This window comes from Sinorhizobium chiapasense (assembly GCF_045277575.1).
GTDB lineage: Bacteria > Pseudomonadota > Alphaproteobacteria > Rhizobiales > Rhizobiaceae > Ensifer > Ensifer chiapasense_A.
This window is the reverse complement of record NZ_CP144206.1, coordinates 1,142,308-1,156,538: the sequence shown is the minus strand read 5'-3', so window position 1 is coordinate 1,156,538 and position 14,231 is coordinate 1,142,308. Positions and strand designations below refer to the sequence as shown.

The following is a 14,231-nucleotide window of genomic DNA, read 5'->3' as shown; positions in this document are numbered from 1 at the left end:
CTCGATATCTGCGTGCAGAGGAACGGATCATGTCCGCCTATTTGCTCAATCGTGTTGGACAGGCGCTCTTCGTCCTGTGGGCCGCTTTCACGATCTCCTTCGTGTTGCTGCAGGCGATGCCCGGCGACGCGGTCCTCATCAAGTTCCAGAATTCCGATCTTGGGCTGACCGCGCAACAGGTTGCCGAGATCCGGGCATCCTATGCTGCCGATAGCCCCGTTTTCGTCCAGTACGCACACACGATCGGCAAATTCCTGACCGGCAACTTCGGCTACTCCGTTCAGGCCGGTGTTCCGGTGAGCAGTCTTCTTGCGGCTCATCTGCCGGCGACGTTGAAGCTCGCCACACTTGGCTTCCTCCTTGCCTCAGTGCTGGCGATCCTCATCTCCTTCCTTTCCAGCCTGACGCCGTTCGCCTGGTTGCGCGGCGCGCTGCAATCCGTTCCTTCACTCTTCATTTCGATCCCCACTTTCTGGCTCGGGATCATGCTGATCCAGATCTTTTCCTTTCGCCTGAAGCTCGTTCCGGTCATCAATCCTGGCCCTTGGCAGGAATTGATCCTGCCGGTGATCACGCTGGCGGTGCCGATCTCCGCGCCGCTCGCCCAGGTGCTCGTGCGCAACATCGACGACGTGATGACGCGACCCTTCGTCGGCGTTGCCCGCGCCAAGGGCGCCAACCGGCAGTGGATACTCTGGCGGCACGTCGCGAAGAATGCACTCCTCCCGACACTGACCATCGCCGGCGTGCTCTTCGGCGAACTGATCGCCGGGGCCGTCGTGACGGAAACCGTCTTCGGGCTCAACGGCATCGGTGGCCTCACTGAAAACGCCGTCGGCAGCCAGGACGCCGCCGTCCTTCAGGCCATCGTCGTACTGTCGGCGCTCGCCTTCGTGATCATCAATCTCATCGTGGACCTGCTTTTCCCCGTGCTCGATCCGCGCCTGAGGACAAAAATCGGAGCCGCCGCATGACCACTTTCGATACACTTCACGACGACATCGTTGCAGATACGAAGCGGCAAACCGAAAGGTGGCCCTCGCGTGCGGTTTCGCTGCTGCGCCGTCTGCCTCCGAGCCTTGTCTTCTCCTGGCTCATCCTGGCCACGGTTTTCCTCTGGGCCGTCGCCCCCTCGCTCTTCACGGGTTTCAACCCGCTGGAGGGTGTGGGCGGCGCGCAGTTGAAGCGCCCGAGCGCAGAACATCTGCTTGGGACCGATGCCCTTGGGCGCGATCTGTACGCCCGCATCGTCCATGGTGCCGTGCATTCGCTGACTGGTGCCTTCGTCGCGGTTGGCCTCGGCCTGATCGTCGGCACCGGACTCGGGGTCGTCGCCGGCTCGGTTCGACGCCGCTTCGATGACGCCATCATGCGGCTCGTCGACGTTTTCCTGTCAATCCCGCCCTTGCTGCTTTCACTCAGCATCATCATCCTGCTCGGCTTCGGCACGGTGAATGCGGCCATTGCCGTCGGCGTTACCTCGGTTGCTGGTTTCGCCAGATTGGCGCGCGCCGAAGTCGTACGTGTGCGCCGCAGCGACTATGTCGAAGCCGCCTTTGGCAGCGGCGGTACGTTTGCGTCGGTGCTTTGGCGGCACATCCTGCCGAACTCGCTCACCTCGGTTCTTGGCTTCGCATCGCTGCAATTCGGCGCGGCGGTGCTGCAAATCTCGACGCTCGGCTTTCTCGGCTATGGGGCGCCACCGCCAACGCCCGAATGGGGGCTGCTGATCGCCGAAGGCCGCAATTACATCTCGACGGCCTGGTGGCTGACGACGGCTCCCGGCGTCGTGGTCGTTCTCGTTGTATTGGCCGCCAACCGGGTCAGCCAATCCTTTGGAAAGGCCGCCGCATGACCGTAACCCACGAACAAGTACCGCCCGTTCTCGAAGTCGAGGGGCTCTGCATCGCCTATGATGATGGGAGTGCGCTGCGCCGCGCTGTCCAAGATGTTTCCTTCCGCATCAATCCTGGCGAAGTCGTTGCCCTTGTCGGTGAATCCGGCTCGGGCAAGACGACCACGGCGCAGTCGATCATCGGTCTGCTCGCCGCCAACGGTCGCGTGGAGCGCGGCAGCATCAGGCTCAACGGGGCCGACATTGCCCGGTGGACCGATCGGCAACTGGAGACGGTACGTGGCGCCAAGATCAGCCTGGTGCCGCAGGACCCGGGAAACTCTCTCAATCCGGTCAGGACCATCGGGGCGCAGATCGGTGAGATCTTCCGGATCCACGGAGCGCTGCACCCGGACGAAATCGACCGCCGCGTCATTTCGCTGCTCGGGCGTGTGGGGCTGAGCGAGCCGGAACTAAGAGCGCGGCAATACCCGCACGAGCTATCGGGCGGGATGCGTCAGCGCGTATTGATCGCGATCGCCGTCGCCCTCAAACCGCAATTGATCATCGCCGACGAGCCGACGAGTGCGCTCGACGTCACGGTGCAGAAACGCATTCTCGATCTCATCGATGAATTGCGAGCCGAGTACGGCACCGCCGTGCTCCTCGTGACCCACGATCTCGGTGTCGCGGCTGACCGCGCTGACCGGATCGTCGTCCTCCAGAACGGGCGAATTCAAGAACAGGGCGCGGCCAGCGCCGTTCTTGCGGCGCCGCGCAGCCCTTACACGCGAGAACTGCTTGCGGCTGCACCGTCCTTTGCGCGGCCGGTGTCCAGGTCACGACCGGAAACGCGTTCAAGCCCGCCAGGCGTTCAGGACGATATTGTCGTCGTGGACGGTCTCGTTCGCGAATTTGCCGGCGCGGGCAGCAGCCGGTTTCGCGCCGTCGATGATCTGAGCTTTCGCGTCCGCCGCGGGTCGACCCACGCAATCGTTGGTGAATCCGGCTCGGGGAAGACGACGACCATCCGCAGTATCGTTGGCTTCGACAAACCGACCGCGGGGCGGATCGACATCGACGGGACAGATCTCTCTCGCCTTACCGGAGAGGATCTCCGGCAGTTTCGACGCAAGATCCAGCTCGTCTACCAGAACCCCTACGGATCGCTCGATCCGCGCCAAGGCATCCTGCAAATCGTGACGGAGCCATTGCTCAATTTCAGCAGGCTCAAGCGTACCGATCGCGAGGAGAAGGCGAGGGCGATCCTCACCCGGGTTGGGCTGCCCGAAGACGCGTTTGCACGGCGACCACAGGCGCTTTCCGGCGGTCAGCGCCAGCGGGTGGCGATCGCCAGGGCGCTTGTGCTCGATCCTCAGGTGCTGGTGCTGGACGAGGCCGTGTCCGCCCTGGATGTGAGTGTCCAGGCACGCATTCTCGCGCTCCTCCAGGAATTGCAGAGCGATCTCGGCCTCACCTACCTCTTCGTCTCCCACGACCTCGCCGTCGTGCGCCAGATATCCGACACCGTTTCCGTCCTGAAGGATGGCCGCCTTGTCGACGGTGGCACGGTTTCGGAGGTCTTCGAACATCCGAGCAGCGACTACACCCGCGAACTGATTAACGCCATTCCCGGGCAAGGCCGCCGGGCCGCTGCCTGATGCAGCGGGAACGACAGACAGGACAGACCATGACAGAGACGACCCCACGCAAGCGCCTTGGCTTTTTCACGCGCCTGCTCGACGATGTCCCCGCCGGCACCCGCTATTACTTCGCCAAGGAGCAGATCGTCGCGGCCGAGCGCTTCGGCTTCGATACGGCTTGGGTGGCGCAGCATCACTTTCATGCTGATGAGGGCGGTCTGCCCGCGCCCCTTGTTTTCCTCGCTCATGTGGCTGCCGAGACGACGCGCATCCGCCTCGGCACGGGCGTCATCACCTTGCCGCTCGAAAACCCGATCCGGGTGGCGGAAGACGCAGCGGTTTTCGATTTGCTTTCCGGCGGCCGTCTGGACGTCGGCTTCGGTACAGGCGGAACGCCATCGTCCTTCACCGCCTTCGGCCTTGAAAGCGCGGAGCGTGGTGTGGTCTTTGCCCGGCATCTGCAAACCGTGCTCGATGCCTGGGCCGGCCGAGCGCTCGTAGGCGGGGATCGTCTCTATCCGGCGGCACCGCAACTGCTCGATCGTATCTGGCAGGCAACCTTCTCGGTTGCCGGCGGCGAGCGCGCCGGTCGCGCCGGCGACGGCCTGATGCTTTCGCGTACGCAGCCGCGACCGCAGGACAACCCGAGTGCCACATTGGCGGAACTGCAGAACCCGATCATTGACGCCTATCTGCATGCGCTTCCCTCCGGTCGCGCGCCGCGCATTCTCGGTTCCCGCAGCCTTTTTGTCGCCGATAGCCGCGCCGAAGCGCTGCGGCTGGCGGAGATCGGATTGAACCGCGGTGCAGAACGCCTGATTGCCGCCGGCCACAAGGTTGCCGGCAACTCCCTTGCCGATCTGATCGCCGCCTTCGACGTGCATGTCGGATCGGTGGACGATGTCATCGAAAGCCTCAGCCGCGACGAAACCGTGGAGCGCGTGACCGACCTCGTGTTCCAGGTTCACTCGGTCGATCCGCCGCACCCGTTGATCCTGCGCTCGATCGAATTGATCGCGACCAAGGTCGCACCGGCGCTCGGCTGGTCGCCGCAGGAGAAGTTCCATGCGCGCCGTTTCGGAGCGGTCGGCTGAGACCGAACACCGCTTTCACCCTTAGAGGAGACCAAGCATGACCCAAGTGCCACCAGACGTCATCGATTTGCTCGCCGGCATCACACCGGGATCGAGCCTCGACCGCATCCGCGCCCAACGGCCCGAAACGCGAGAACAGGCGCAGCAAAGCTATCTCGCGCTGTTTCGACCCAAGGCATATGGCGATGTCTCCCTGGCGGAGCGGCAGGCAATCGCGAGCTTCATCGCCGGACTTCACCGTCAGCCGGATATCTATGAATTCTACGTCAATCCGCTCGAGGAAAGCGGTACGGACCGCTGGCTTGTCGAAGTATTGAAGGCGGAGATCGGGGCAGGGCGGGCGACGGGTCCCTACGGCGATTATCCCGCAGGTCCGCTGAGCGTCGAAAACAAGGCTGGGCTAGTTTATCGCGTCTCGGACACAAACCGCGACGTGCTCGGTGAAAGGCTCTCAGCCGCGTTGGAACATGCCCATCTGCTTGTCTTCCGCCCTCGCGAGGCCAGCCCGCAAGCGTTGCAGGCGCTGCTCGATGCCGGCTGGATGACGGATGGCATCGTCACGCTGTCTCAACTCATCTCGTTCGTCGCATTCCAGATTCGCGTGATCGCCGGGCTCAGCCTGCTCTCGGCTGCTTCGAAGCGTGCCGCCGCATAAGTCATCGAGAGGAGCCAAGACAATGACCGAACGTGCCATCACCCCAGACGTAGCAAATCCTCCCGTAACCTTCACTCAGGCCGAGATCGGCTGGACACCCTGGCTCCAGCCCTTGGCGGAGGACGATCTGACCGAACGACACCGCCTTGGGCTTGTCGAAGCGGCGCGCGCAAAGTCTCCCTATTTTCGTCTGCTGGTGCGCGATCCGGAGGTGCTGGAGGCACGCACGAAGACGGACAAGGACATCTTCTACAACACCCGCACGGGCCTGCCGCGTGCCGAGCGCGAACTCGCGGCCACGGCCGCCTCGCGCTCAAATGGCTGCATCTTCTGCGCATCCGTCCATTCACGTTTCGCGTCTCATCATTCGAAACGCGGCGAGGACGTGCAAAAACTGCTGGATGAGGGTGTCGGTGCCGAACTTGGCGAACGCTGGAATGCGATCGTCGCTGCCTCGGTCGCGCTGACTGCGACACCGCCGGCCTTCAGCGACGAGCACGTTACACGGTTGACTGCGGCGGGTCTTGACGAGCTGGAAATCGCCGACGTGATCCACGGTGCCGCCTTCTTCAACTGGGCGAACCGTCTGATGCTGTCGCTGGGCGAGCCAACTCCGGCCAACTGACGAACGTCGGATCCGGCGGCTTTCGCTGGCAATGGTAAAGCCCGCAACCCCGGCAGGGATTGCGGGCTCTTTCATCCGATGGGATCGGATTAGAAGTTACGCTGCAGGCGGACGAAGCCCGATACGTAATCGCGGTCGGTCGTAGCCGTCAGGTCTTCCTGGTTGTACTGAACCGATATACGGGTCGCCAGACCTTCGGTGATCGCGTAGTCGAGCGTCACACCAGCGCGCCACTTGTCGAGGTCGTTGTTGAACTCGTTGCCGGTGCGCAGGCTGTCCCAGTACTGAACGCCGGGGGTGATCTTCAGCTTGTCGGTGGCCTTGAAGGCGTAAGAAGCTGCAACGCTCCATTCCGATGCACGCCAATAGGTGTTCGGGTTGGAAGCCCAGATACCAGCAACCTGGAGCGTGCCCGGACCAAGGTCGGCCGAGAGGAGCGCGCGGATCGCGCCTTCTTCCCACTCGGTGTCATAGCCGCCGAGCAGGTCGAAGGAAACGCCGCCGAGGTTGGCCGAAACGATGCCTTCGACGCCAACGCCGTTGGCCTTGGTGGACCAGCCTTCAAGCTCGTCAACAGCGATACCAGCCTGGAACGAACCGCCATCATAGAGGTAGGCGATCGAGTTGAACTCGGTGACGTTGCCGATCGAGTCGGTTTCACCGTTTAGGCCCTTATCCCACCAGCTGTAGAAGAAACCGGCCTTGAGGCCGCCGAGCTGGATGTAGGCTTCGTCGACGTCGATACGGCTGTCGCCTTCGTCGGTGTCGTTGTCAGCGTTGAATTCAGCAGCGAAGAAGCCAGTGAGGGTGCCGTACTCGGTGTCGCTCTTGGCAGAGAACGAGATGTAAGCGCGCGAGAAGGCATCCCAGTCCGACGTACCGGCGTTACCCCAGCCCTGGCGGCCATTGACTTCGTTCGGACCGAAGGAGGTCTGGAAGCGGAGGAAGCCGCCGATCTTGAGGCAGGTTTCGGTACCCGGGATGTAGAAGTAGCCGGTGCCAAAAGCGTCGCAAACGCGAACATATTCCATGGGCTCCGGCTCGGCTGCGACGATTGCGTCGGCTGCCCGGGCGCCGGAAACCGCTACGAGAGCAGCGGCGGAGCCGAGAAGAAGACTTTTGATATTCATGCGGACGATCTCTCTAATGGTTTTCAAGGTCAACAAGGCCCGACCCTGGTGTCCCCCAGAGATTTACCGGCTACCTCGCTCGCGCTGCGACGAAATGAACCGTCCGCAATGACTCGCGGCGGGCAGCGGCGACACCGCTATCACCGTGAAACGACAGTTTTGTAACAATTTCGCCTCGAATCCTCAGATGACTTCATTGCTATATAGTGTTGCATTATGGCAACAATCGTGTGTTTCTAAAATAGATACGGAGAGCGAAAAATAATAAATAATCCGAACGATATTTAGAGTGACGAATATAGTTGTTAAAAAACTCTCATAAAAACTTCATGAGGCCAACATTGACGGATTATTGTCTCTATTTTACCTAAAGCCGGCCTTTGAGAAGAGAGGCTTCCGGTGAAAAGCGCCGTCAACGATCAACAGTTGGCGGCGCAATTACTTTTTAGGGGCTTGCGATTTCAGGACGCGAACCGGCCCTTCGCGATCGGGAGCCCTACGGACCCACACGTCGCGCCTCAAAAACTGCTGAGAAAGGAACCCTTGCGCCACCGGCTTCGGTGAGTTCCTCACGCCCGCGCGGATACCAAGGAGAAAGCCCTGTTCGACCATTGCCGCCCTTTATCGGGCAAGTGGTCAGCCTTGCGGATAGCGATGAGGGTACCTGGCGCCTGAAAGGCCTGCCGCAACTGGAGGCGGTCGCCGCGCCATCGGCGACCGGTCGCGTGTCTCCGCGGAGGGGCGGTGTTCAGCCAGATCTACTGCGTCGTCGGGACGTGTGAATCTGCGCTGCGCCTGACGACCTTGCCTTCCTCAGCCTTGTAGAAGAACTGACTTGAGACGAGCCATCCCTTCAAGGGCCGAAGCGGTGGAATGCATGTCAGCAGCATGAAGGGGCCTGTGACCAGCAGGTGAACCCAGAGTGGCGCGCTGTACTGAACTTCGAGCCAGACGCCAAGAAGCACGCTTGGGACACAGGCAAAGCAGATGACGAAGAACGCAGGCCCGTCGGCTGGGTCGGCGAACGAATAGTCGAGGCCGCAGACTTCGCATTCCCTACGCATCTTCAGGAATCCCTCGAAGAGATGTCCCTGTCCGCAGCGCGGGCAACGGCCGCGCAGGCCGGTCTGCATGGGCGGGATGGGCGGCCAATCGTGATCCGAAGACATCGTCGTTCCTTTCAGGCGTCTTGTCCGGCGCTTTCCTAATGTTGCGCCGATGTTGCCTGGGTATGCGGTCGGCCATTCCAGGCGCCGCCTCAGGTCCAGGGGATTAAGCGCCTGAAAGCATACATTGTCAATTTATTGTATGCATACATTGCTGCGACAATTTCGCCCGAGAACGTTAGGGCGCTCATTAGACCACGAGGCTGGATGCGGCGGGGGATTGGCCGAGAAGATCGGCGATGATCAGCAGACTGCGGCGCAGATCTTCTTGTGTTGCCGGTGCGCCAAGCCCCAAGCGCACGGCCTCCGGGGGCGGGCAGAGGGAAAAGGCGTCGCTCGGAACGACCGCAATGCCCGCTGTCTGCAGCCGCCCGCTGAACTCACCGCGTGTCCACGGTTGCGGCAGGCGCAGCCAGACGTGAAAAGCACTTTTGTCGGTGACGGCCGTACCCTTGGGAAGGAAGTTTTCGACCATCTGTTGCCGAGCGGCCGTTTCGTGACGGATCGCGGCGAGGACGGCCTCGGCCGTCCCATCCTCGATCCAGCGGGTCGCGATCGCCGCCGTGAGCGGTGAAGCGAGGCCGGCGGTCGCCCGGATGGCGCCCTCGATCCGGACCGAGCCGCAGCTATCCGGAACGACGAGATAGGCGACGCGGAGCGCCGGCGAAAGGCACTTCGCGAGGCCCCCGATGTAGTAGACGAGATCGGGCGCCAGAGCGGCAAGTGCGGGTGGCGGCGCGACGGGCAGAGCGCCGTAGGCGTCATCTTCAATGATCGGCACCCCATGCCGTCTGGCGATGGCGACGATCGCTTCGCGACGTTCCAGCGGGAGCGTGGCGGTTGTCGGATTGTGAAGCGTCGGATTGCAATAGAGCGCCTTTAATGTTCGCGTTGAACATAGCTCATCAAAGGATTCTGGTATAAGGCCTTTCTCATCGACGGCGATCCCTATCAGCGTGAGGCCGAGATGGGCGGCGAGCGCCCGGAGGCCGGGGTAGGCAATGGCCTCGGCACATATGGTGTCGCCTGGCTTTGCCAGGCTGCTGAGCGTTGCAAGCAGCGCGCCTTGTGCGCCCGGGCAGACCAGCACGCGCTCGACCGGCGCCTCGCCGAGGCGCGGCCTCAGCCAGGCGGCGCCAGCGGCTCTGTTGTGCGCAGTCCCGGCTGGCGCCTGGTAGCGCATCAGGAGGTCGAGTCCGTGCTCGGCCTGAAGTGACGCCATGTCGTCCCAGAGCCTTGCAGCAAACGCTTGATTGTCGAACAACGGTGGCAGGTTCATGCTCATGTCGACAATGCCGCCGGTCGCCGGACGGGCGTTCTTGACGCGCCGTGCCCTGATATAGGTGCCCTGGCCGACGCGACCTTCCACGAGGCCACGGTGCCTCGCTTCGTTATATGCGCGGCTGACGGTGGTGAAATCGATCCCAAGGGCTTCGGCGAGCACGCGTTGCGGCGGCAGGCGGATGCCGTCCACGAGGCGGCCATCAGCGATGTCCGCCGCAATCGCATCCGCGATCGCGAGATAGAGAGGTCCATCCGCCTTGCGAAGGGTTGGGCGCCACGAGAGCTGTAAGCGGTCGTCGTTCATCACTGCAATATCCGGCCTTTATGATTGTATGGATATTGCATGCTTTTGCGTGGCGGGCAAGTCGCCTGCCTGGCTGCTGAACGAGGTAGGCTCCCAGGAGAGATTCAGGGCCACTAGGACCTGGTGACACTCGTCGACGCCAATAGCACGCCAAAGCCCACCAGCAAGGCGCCGAAGACGCGGTCGATCCAGTGCCGCAGTCGAAGCAGGCGGATGCGCACCGCACCGGAGGAGAAGAACAATGCCACCAAGGCGAACCAGAGGATATGGGTCGTCGCGATGAATGCGCCATAGCCGATTTGCACAGAGAGCGGTGTCGTCGCCCCGACCACCTGCATGAACAGGCTGACAATGAAGACTGTCGTTTTCGGATTGAGCGCATTGGTGAAGAATCCGGTGCGCAGGGCACCGAGATCGGAGAGCGGCGGGACGTCGACCTTTTCCAGGGAGCCCGCTGGTTTCGCGCGCAACATCTTGAAACCGAGCCAGACCAGGTAGGCGGCACCGCCAAGCTTCAAGATGCTGAAAAGAAGGATTGATTGCCGGATGACGAGCCCGATGCCCAGGATGGTGTAGGCGACATGAATACAGACACCTGCGCCGATCCCGAGCGCGGTCAGGACGCCGGCCCGCCGGGAGAGCAGGAGGCTGTTGCGCGTGACCATTGCGAAATCGGGGCCGGGGCTGACGACAGCCAACATGGTAATTGTGATAACAGCTAACAGTTCCGTCATTGTAAATTCTGCCCGTTCCTTTGATGATGTGGCACTTTAGAGGACAGCGTGTTCGGCGACTAACGATGAGTTCTGACAACATTGGTGAGCAGCATTCACAGATTCATGGCATCCGGCTGCCGCCTTTGGCGGCGCTCCGTTGCTTCGAGGCAGCGGCCAGGCTGGAGAGCTTCAGCCGCGCTGCCGACACCCTGAGCCTTACCCATGGCGCGGTCAGCAGGGCAGTTCGTCTCGTCGAGGATGATCTGGGCGTTGCGCTGTTTGAAAGGCGAAGCCGACGCGTCTTCTTGACGGATGCCGGGCGCAAGCTCGCCGCGGCTGTGCGCGAAGGGTTTGCCCTTGTCGAGGCAGCAGTCCACGAAATCAAGGAGGAGGCGAGGGTGCCGGCCCTGGTGGTCTCCTGTGAGCCGACGCTGTTGATGCGCTGGCTCATTCCGCGGCTTCCGGATTTTCAGCGGCAGTACCCTGATGTCCCTGTACATCTCGTGGCGGGAGGCGGTCCGGTAACACTCGGACGCGGCATCGATCTCGCCATACGGCGGAACGATTTCGAGCAGGCTGAGAAAGTCCATGCGATCCCGCTGTTTCGCGAGCGGACCGGTCCGGTCTGCCGCGCGGACAAGGTCGTGTCATTCTTCGACGCATCAGACGCAAATCGGCTGCCGGAACTGCGTCAAGATGCGGTTCTCCTCCATGCGCGCAGCCGCCCGGACGCGTGGGAAACCTGGGCAAGGCTCGTCGGCTGCCGCACGCTCGGGCGACGCTCTCAGAGTTTCGAGCACTTCTACATCAGCCTTCAGGCCGCGATCGCCGGGATCGGTGTCGCGATCGGCCCGTGGCAGCTCGTCCGGGGTGACATCGACAGCGGCATTCTGGCTGCGCCGATGGGATTTAACGAGGACGGAACTGTCTACCAACTGCTTGCGCCGGCAGCCATTGCCGCGCAGAGCCCGCACGCCAAATTGCGTGACTGGTTGTTGGCGGCCGCCGCCTGAAACAAACCGTTTTCATTTCTGTCATTTGCATAAAGGGCAGCAACGTCATACGTTTACCAGTGAAGCACGCACAACCGGTGATGCCGATCGTCTGAAGGGTGTGTATGCCATTTGAAATACAATCGATTCGACCCCGTGGGTCCTGGAGCGGCGCCATGACTATCCTCAAAACCGATCTCGACCACGGGTGCGGCGCGGTGCGCCAATCCACAGCACTGCGCCTGGACGCGCTGAAAATCGCAGCGCGCGCGGTGAAAAACCTGCTGGCGCCGGCGCTGACCGCCTGCCTTGTTACCCTTGCGGCACCGGCTGTGAGCCACGCCGCCAGTTGCAAGGACTCGGCAACACCCGGAGCGGATTGGACCGATTGCAACAAGAAGGCGCTCATGCTTGGCGGCAGCGATCTGCAAGGCGCTAATCTGGTCAATACGGATTTCACCTTGACCGATCTGCGCGGAGCCAATCTGACCGGCGCCAATCTGGAAAAGGCAACGCTGGTGCGATCATCGGTAGCCGGCGCTCTGGCCGAGGGCGCGAATTTTTCGAAGATCGAAGCCTATCGCTGCAATTTCGCAGGTATCGCCGCTGAAAAAGCGTCCTTCGTCAACTCGGAACTGCAGCGTGCCAATTTCACCGGAGCTCGGCTGACGGGTGCGAGTTTCTCGAAAGCCGAACTCGGGCGCGCCAATTTCGATAGGGCGGAACTGACCGGAACCCGCTTTACACACGCCAACCTGTCGCGCGCCAGCTTTACCAACTCGAGCTTTACAGGCCCGATCGACTTCGATGGCGCCTTCATGTTCCTGACGCGGATCGAGGGCGTAAACCTCTCCGAGGCGACCGGGCTCGAACAGGAACAGATTGACTTAACCTGCGGCGACAGCTCGACCAAGTTGCCTGCCGGCTTGAGCACGCCGGCGGCCTGGCCCTGCGCTTCCGACTAGGGACACTTCACTACCCTCCGAACACTGGCGCGGTGCGTTCGACGTGTTTCCCGTTGCAGCGACCGAAACGAAAGCTGAGCATCCGAAGACAAGCCACGGCATCTCGATCTGGCGTACGGGAAGCGCGGCCTTTTTTGTGCCAGATGCCGACGTGGAGGACCGTGGTTGATTCATCAATGCTTGGGGCGGCAGTGCCTATGGCGCAGATGGCGGGTACGGATACGCTTGCGAAATGTTGGATGTAACAAGCGGCGAATCTGATCGCGGAATTCGGGATAGTACGGAAATATGGCCCTTTAGGATTGCATCCCGTGGCTCGGCTAAATCGACAACCCGACGAGTTTGGCGCGGCTCTCGATCAAGTCCGCAAAGTGATTTGTCGCAGCGGAATCGATCCAGAGGTTTGAGACGTCTTCCAATACTCTCGCTACCGCATGAACGGTCGAGTCGGCCAAGCCTGTAATTCGGCGGCGTATCAAAGGTAAGCCAACTCCGGCTTCCTTGGCAAAAGCCTGCCAACCATCGACGTCCATCTCGGCGAGAGTGGCACACTTTCCGATCCTCATGGCCATTTTGGGTGAAAGGTCTGGATACGCAACGGTTGAAAGCAGATCGTACAACGGGGCCATTCTAGGTCCCTGCTCATCGTAGAGGACTGAGAAGTTCTTGCCGTGAGCGTCGGCATTCCCGACGATAAGGTTAAAGATCGCGGCGTCCAGCAGCTTCAACACATCTGTAGCGGGCCGCGCTGATATTCGCCGCAATAGCTCAAAGCAATCCTTGAATGTCGGACCGCCTTCGCTGGCATACTTCGTTTCAGGAGGCACGCCCAGCGCCTGGCAAAAATCTTCCTGGTGTATGCGTCGCACGGCGCCGCTGGCATCGCGGACGCGGTCATATCTTTCGACCAGAAGAAACGAGCGTCCTTCTGCGGACCTCGGTTCGACGGGGGCGACGTCCAGGCCGATTGTGGCGCCGAGCTTCATAGCGAAGGCTTCGTTTTCGGTCGTCCTTGGGAAGCGCGCGATCGGCGGCTTAAGGATGTGTGTGGTCGCCTGTCCGGGAAGCGGCAGCGCGATCTGCCCGTGCATCAGAACAACTGGTACTTTCGATTGCGCGCCGGCCAACGATAGTCTCAAGCCTTCCTCGCCGGCCAGTAACGGCCGCATAGGAAGTACGTCCAGCACGCGAACGATTCCTGCGTCGTCCAAAGGTGTCGACTGCTGGTCCGCAATCGGTTCTGTTTTTGTGGGTTCCTGATCTTCCGGCAAGAGTTGAAGAGCGCCGGCAACATCGCCGCCCAAGCGATCGAGCAGCGCGAAGTCATTTGCAGGTGAGACGCCCAATGCTTGCGCCGCAGCCAGGCGCTGGCTTTCTTCGGGAAGCAGGCCGCCAAAAAATGGTCGGCATTCACGACGGGAAAAACGTGCCGGGCGCTTCGGGAGGGAGGCTGAAAGCGGAAGTGTGCTTTCATCGTCAAGCCAAGCTTCAGCGTAGGCGAAGCCGATATCGCCGTGCCGGTCCTGGGTGAATTGCCCGACAATTCGACCATCCCACCAGACGTTGAGAACCCTTGCAGTCATTGTCTGCGTTCACCAGGAGCCAGAATATCGACCGAACAGCCGAGCGTTTGCAGAACCTGCAACACTTTTCCTATCTGAGCTGTCGGCTTGCCGGCCTCGAGATCGACAATGAACCGGAGCCCGACGCCAGCAACCCCGGCAAGTTCGTCCTGCCGCAAGTTTTGCTCCTTGCGTGCACTTCGGACCAAGGCGCCGATATCAGATGGAGTTTTAACGCGCTTCGCCATCATTATTTTCCCG

The 14,231-nt window shown here is 61.5% G+C and carries 14 protein-coding genes; 8 read left to right on the top strand and 6 right to left on the bottom strand.

All coding sequences use genetic code 11. The features are described from left to right. The first annotated feature begins 29 nt into the window (after nt 1-29). The 6 genes from QM996_RS24055 to QM996_RS24030 are packed head-to-tail and all read left to right on the top strand — an operon-like array spanning nt 30 to nt 5,851. Nucleotides 30-974, top strand: a complete 945-nt coding sequence (locus QM996_RS24055) for an ABC transporter permease (RefSeq protein ID WP_334198534.1) — start codon at nt 30-32, stop codon at nt 972-974. Continuing rightward, the gene (locus QM996_RS24050; RefSeq protein WP_334198533.1) at nt 971-1,855 is read left to right on the top strand and encodes an ABC transporter permease; all 885 of its coding nucleotides are present in this window, start codon (nt 971-973) and stop codon (nt 1,853-1,855) included. The genes QM996_RS24055 and QM996_RS24050 overlap by 4 nt, the downstream gene beginning before the upstream one ends. Next, the gene (locus tag QM996_RS24045) at nt 1,852-3,495 is read left to right on the top strand and encodes a dipeptide ABC transporter ATP-binding protein (protein WP_334198532.1); all 1,644 of its coding nucleotides are present in this window, start codon (nt 1,852-1,854) and stop codon (nt 3,493-3,495) included. The genes QM996_RS24050 and QM996_RS24045 overlap by 4 nt, the downstream gene beginning before the upstream one ends. Before the next feature lie 29 nt (nt 3,496-3,524). Then, nucleotides 3,525-4,571 (top strand): putative FMN-dependent luciferase-like monooxygenase, encoded by a 1,047-nt coding sequence (locus QM996_RS24040; protein WP_334198531.1) that lies wholly within the window; start codon nt 3,525-3,527, stop codon nt 4,569-4,571. Nucleotides 4,572-4,608: 37 nt separating this feature from the next. Next, complete coding sequence (locus QM996_RS24035; RefSeq protein WP_334198530.1) at nt 4,609-5,226, top strand: CMD domain protein; 618 nt, start codon at nt 4,609-4,611, stop codon at nt 5,224-5,226. A gap of 22 nt (nt 5,227-5,248) precedes the next feature. After that, nucleotides 5,249-5,851, top strand: coding sequence for an alkylhydroperoxidase domain protein (locus tag QM996_RS24030; RefSeq protein ID WP_334198529.1), 603 nt, complete (start codon nt 5,249-5,251; stop codon nt 5,849-5,851). Between the two features lie 89 nt (nt 5,852-5,940). Here QM996_RS24030 and QM996_RS24025 read toward each other — a convergent pair whose 3' ends face one another. The 4 genes from QM996_RS24025 to QM996_RS24010 all read right to left on the bottom strand — a co-directional run bounded on the left by QM996_RS24025 (nt 5,941) and on the right by QM996_RS24010 (nt 10,469). Continuing rightward, the gene (locus QM996_RS24025) at nt 5,941-6,981 is read right to left on the bottom strand and encodes a porin (RefSeq protein ID WP_334198528.1); all 1,041 of its coding nucleotides are present in this window, start codon (nt 6,979-6,981) and stop codon (nt 5,941-5,943) included. Nucleotides 6,982-7,739: 758 nt separating this feature from the next. After that, nucleotides 7,740-8,150 carry a DUF983 domain-containing protein gene (locus QM996_RS24020; protein ID WP_334198527.1) on the bottom strand — a complete coding sequence of 137 codons (411 nt, stop codon included), beginning with the start codon at nt 8,148-8,150 and terminating at the stop codon, nt 7,740-7,742. 187 nt (nt 8,151-8,337) lie between these two features. Next, nucleotides 8,338-9,735 carry an aminotransferase-like domain-containing protein gene (locus QM996_RS24015; protein WP_334198526.1) on the bottom strand — a complete coding sequence of 466 codons (1,398 nt, stop codon included), beginning with the start codon at nt 9,733-9,735 and terminating at the stop codon, nt 8,338-8,340. A 113-nt stretch (nt 9,736-9,848) separates the two neighbouring features. Next, nucleotides 9,849-10,469, bottom strand: coding sequence for a LysE family transporter (locus QM996_RS24010; protein WP_334198525.1), 621 nt, complete (start codon nt 10,467-10,469; stop codon nt 9,849-9,851). 65 nt (nt 10,470-10,534) lie between these two features. Between QM996_RS24010 and QM996_RS24005 the strand changes: the two genes are divergently transcribed. Both QM996_RS24005 and QM996_RS24000 read left to right on the top strand, forming a co-directional pair. Next, nucleotides 10,535-11,464, top strand: coding sequence for a LysR substrate-binding domain-containing protein (locus QM996_RS24005; RefSeq protein ID WP_334198524.1), 930 nt, complete (start codon nt 10,535-10,537; stop codon nt 11,462-11,464). A 155-nt stretch (nt 11,465-11,619) separates the two neighbouring features. Further along, on the top strand, nt 11,620-12,408 hold the full coding sequence (locus QM996_RS24000; RefSeq protein WP_334198523.1) for a pentapeptide repeat-containing protein: 789 nt from the start codon (nt 11,620-11,622) through the stop codon (nt 12,406-12,408). Nucleotides 12,409-12,728: 320 nt separating this feature from the next. Here QM996_RS24000 and QM996_RS23995 read toward each other — a convergent pair whose 3' ends face one another. Further along, nucleotides 12,729-13,991 carry a type II toxin-antitoxin system HipA family toxin gene (locus QM996_RS23995; protein WP_334198522.1) on the bottom strand — a complete coding sequence of 421 codons (1,263 nt, stop codon included), beginning with the start codon at nt 13,989-13,991 and terminating at the stop codon, nt 12,729-12,731. Then, complete coding sequence (locus QM996_RS23990; RefSeq protein WP_151613400.1) at nt 13,988-14,218, bottom strand: helix-turn-helix transcriptional regulator; 231 nt, start codon at nt 14,216-14,218, stop codon at nt 13,988-13,990. The genes QM996_RS23995 and QM996_RS23990 overlap by 4 nt, the downstream gene beginning before the upstream one ends. Nucleotides 14,219-14,231: the final 13 nt, after the last annotated feature.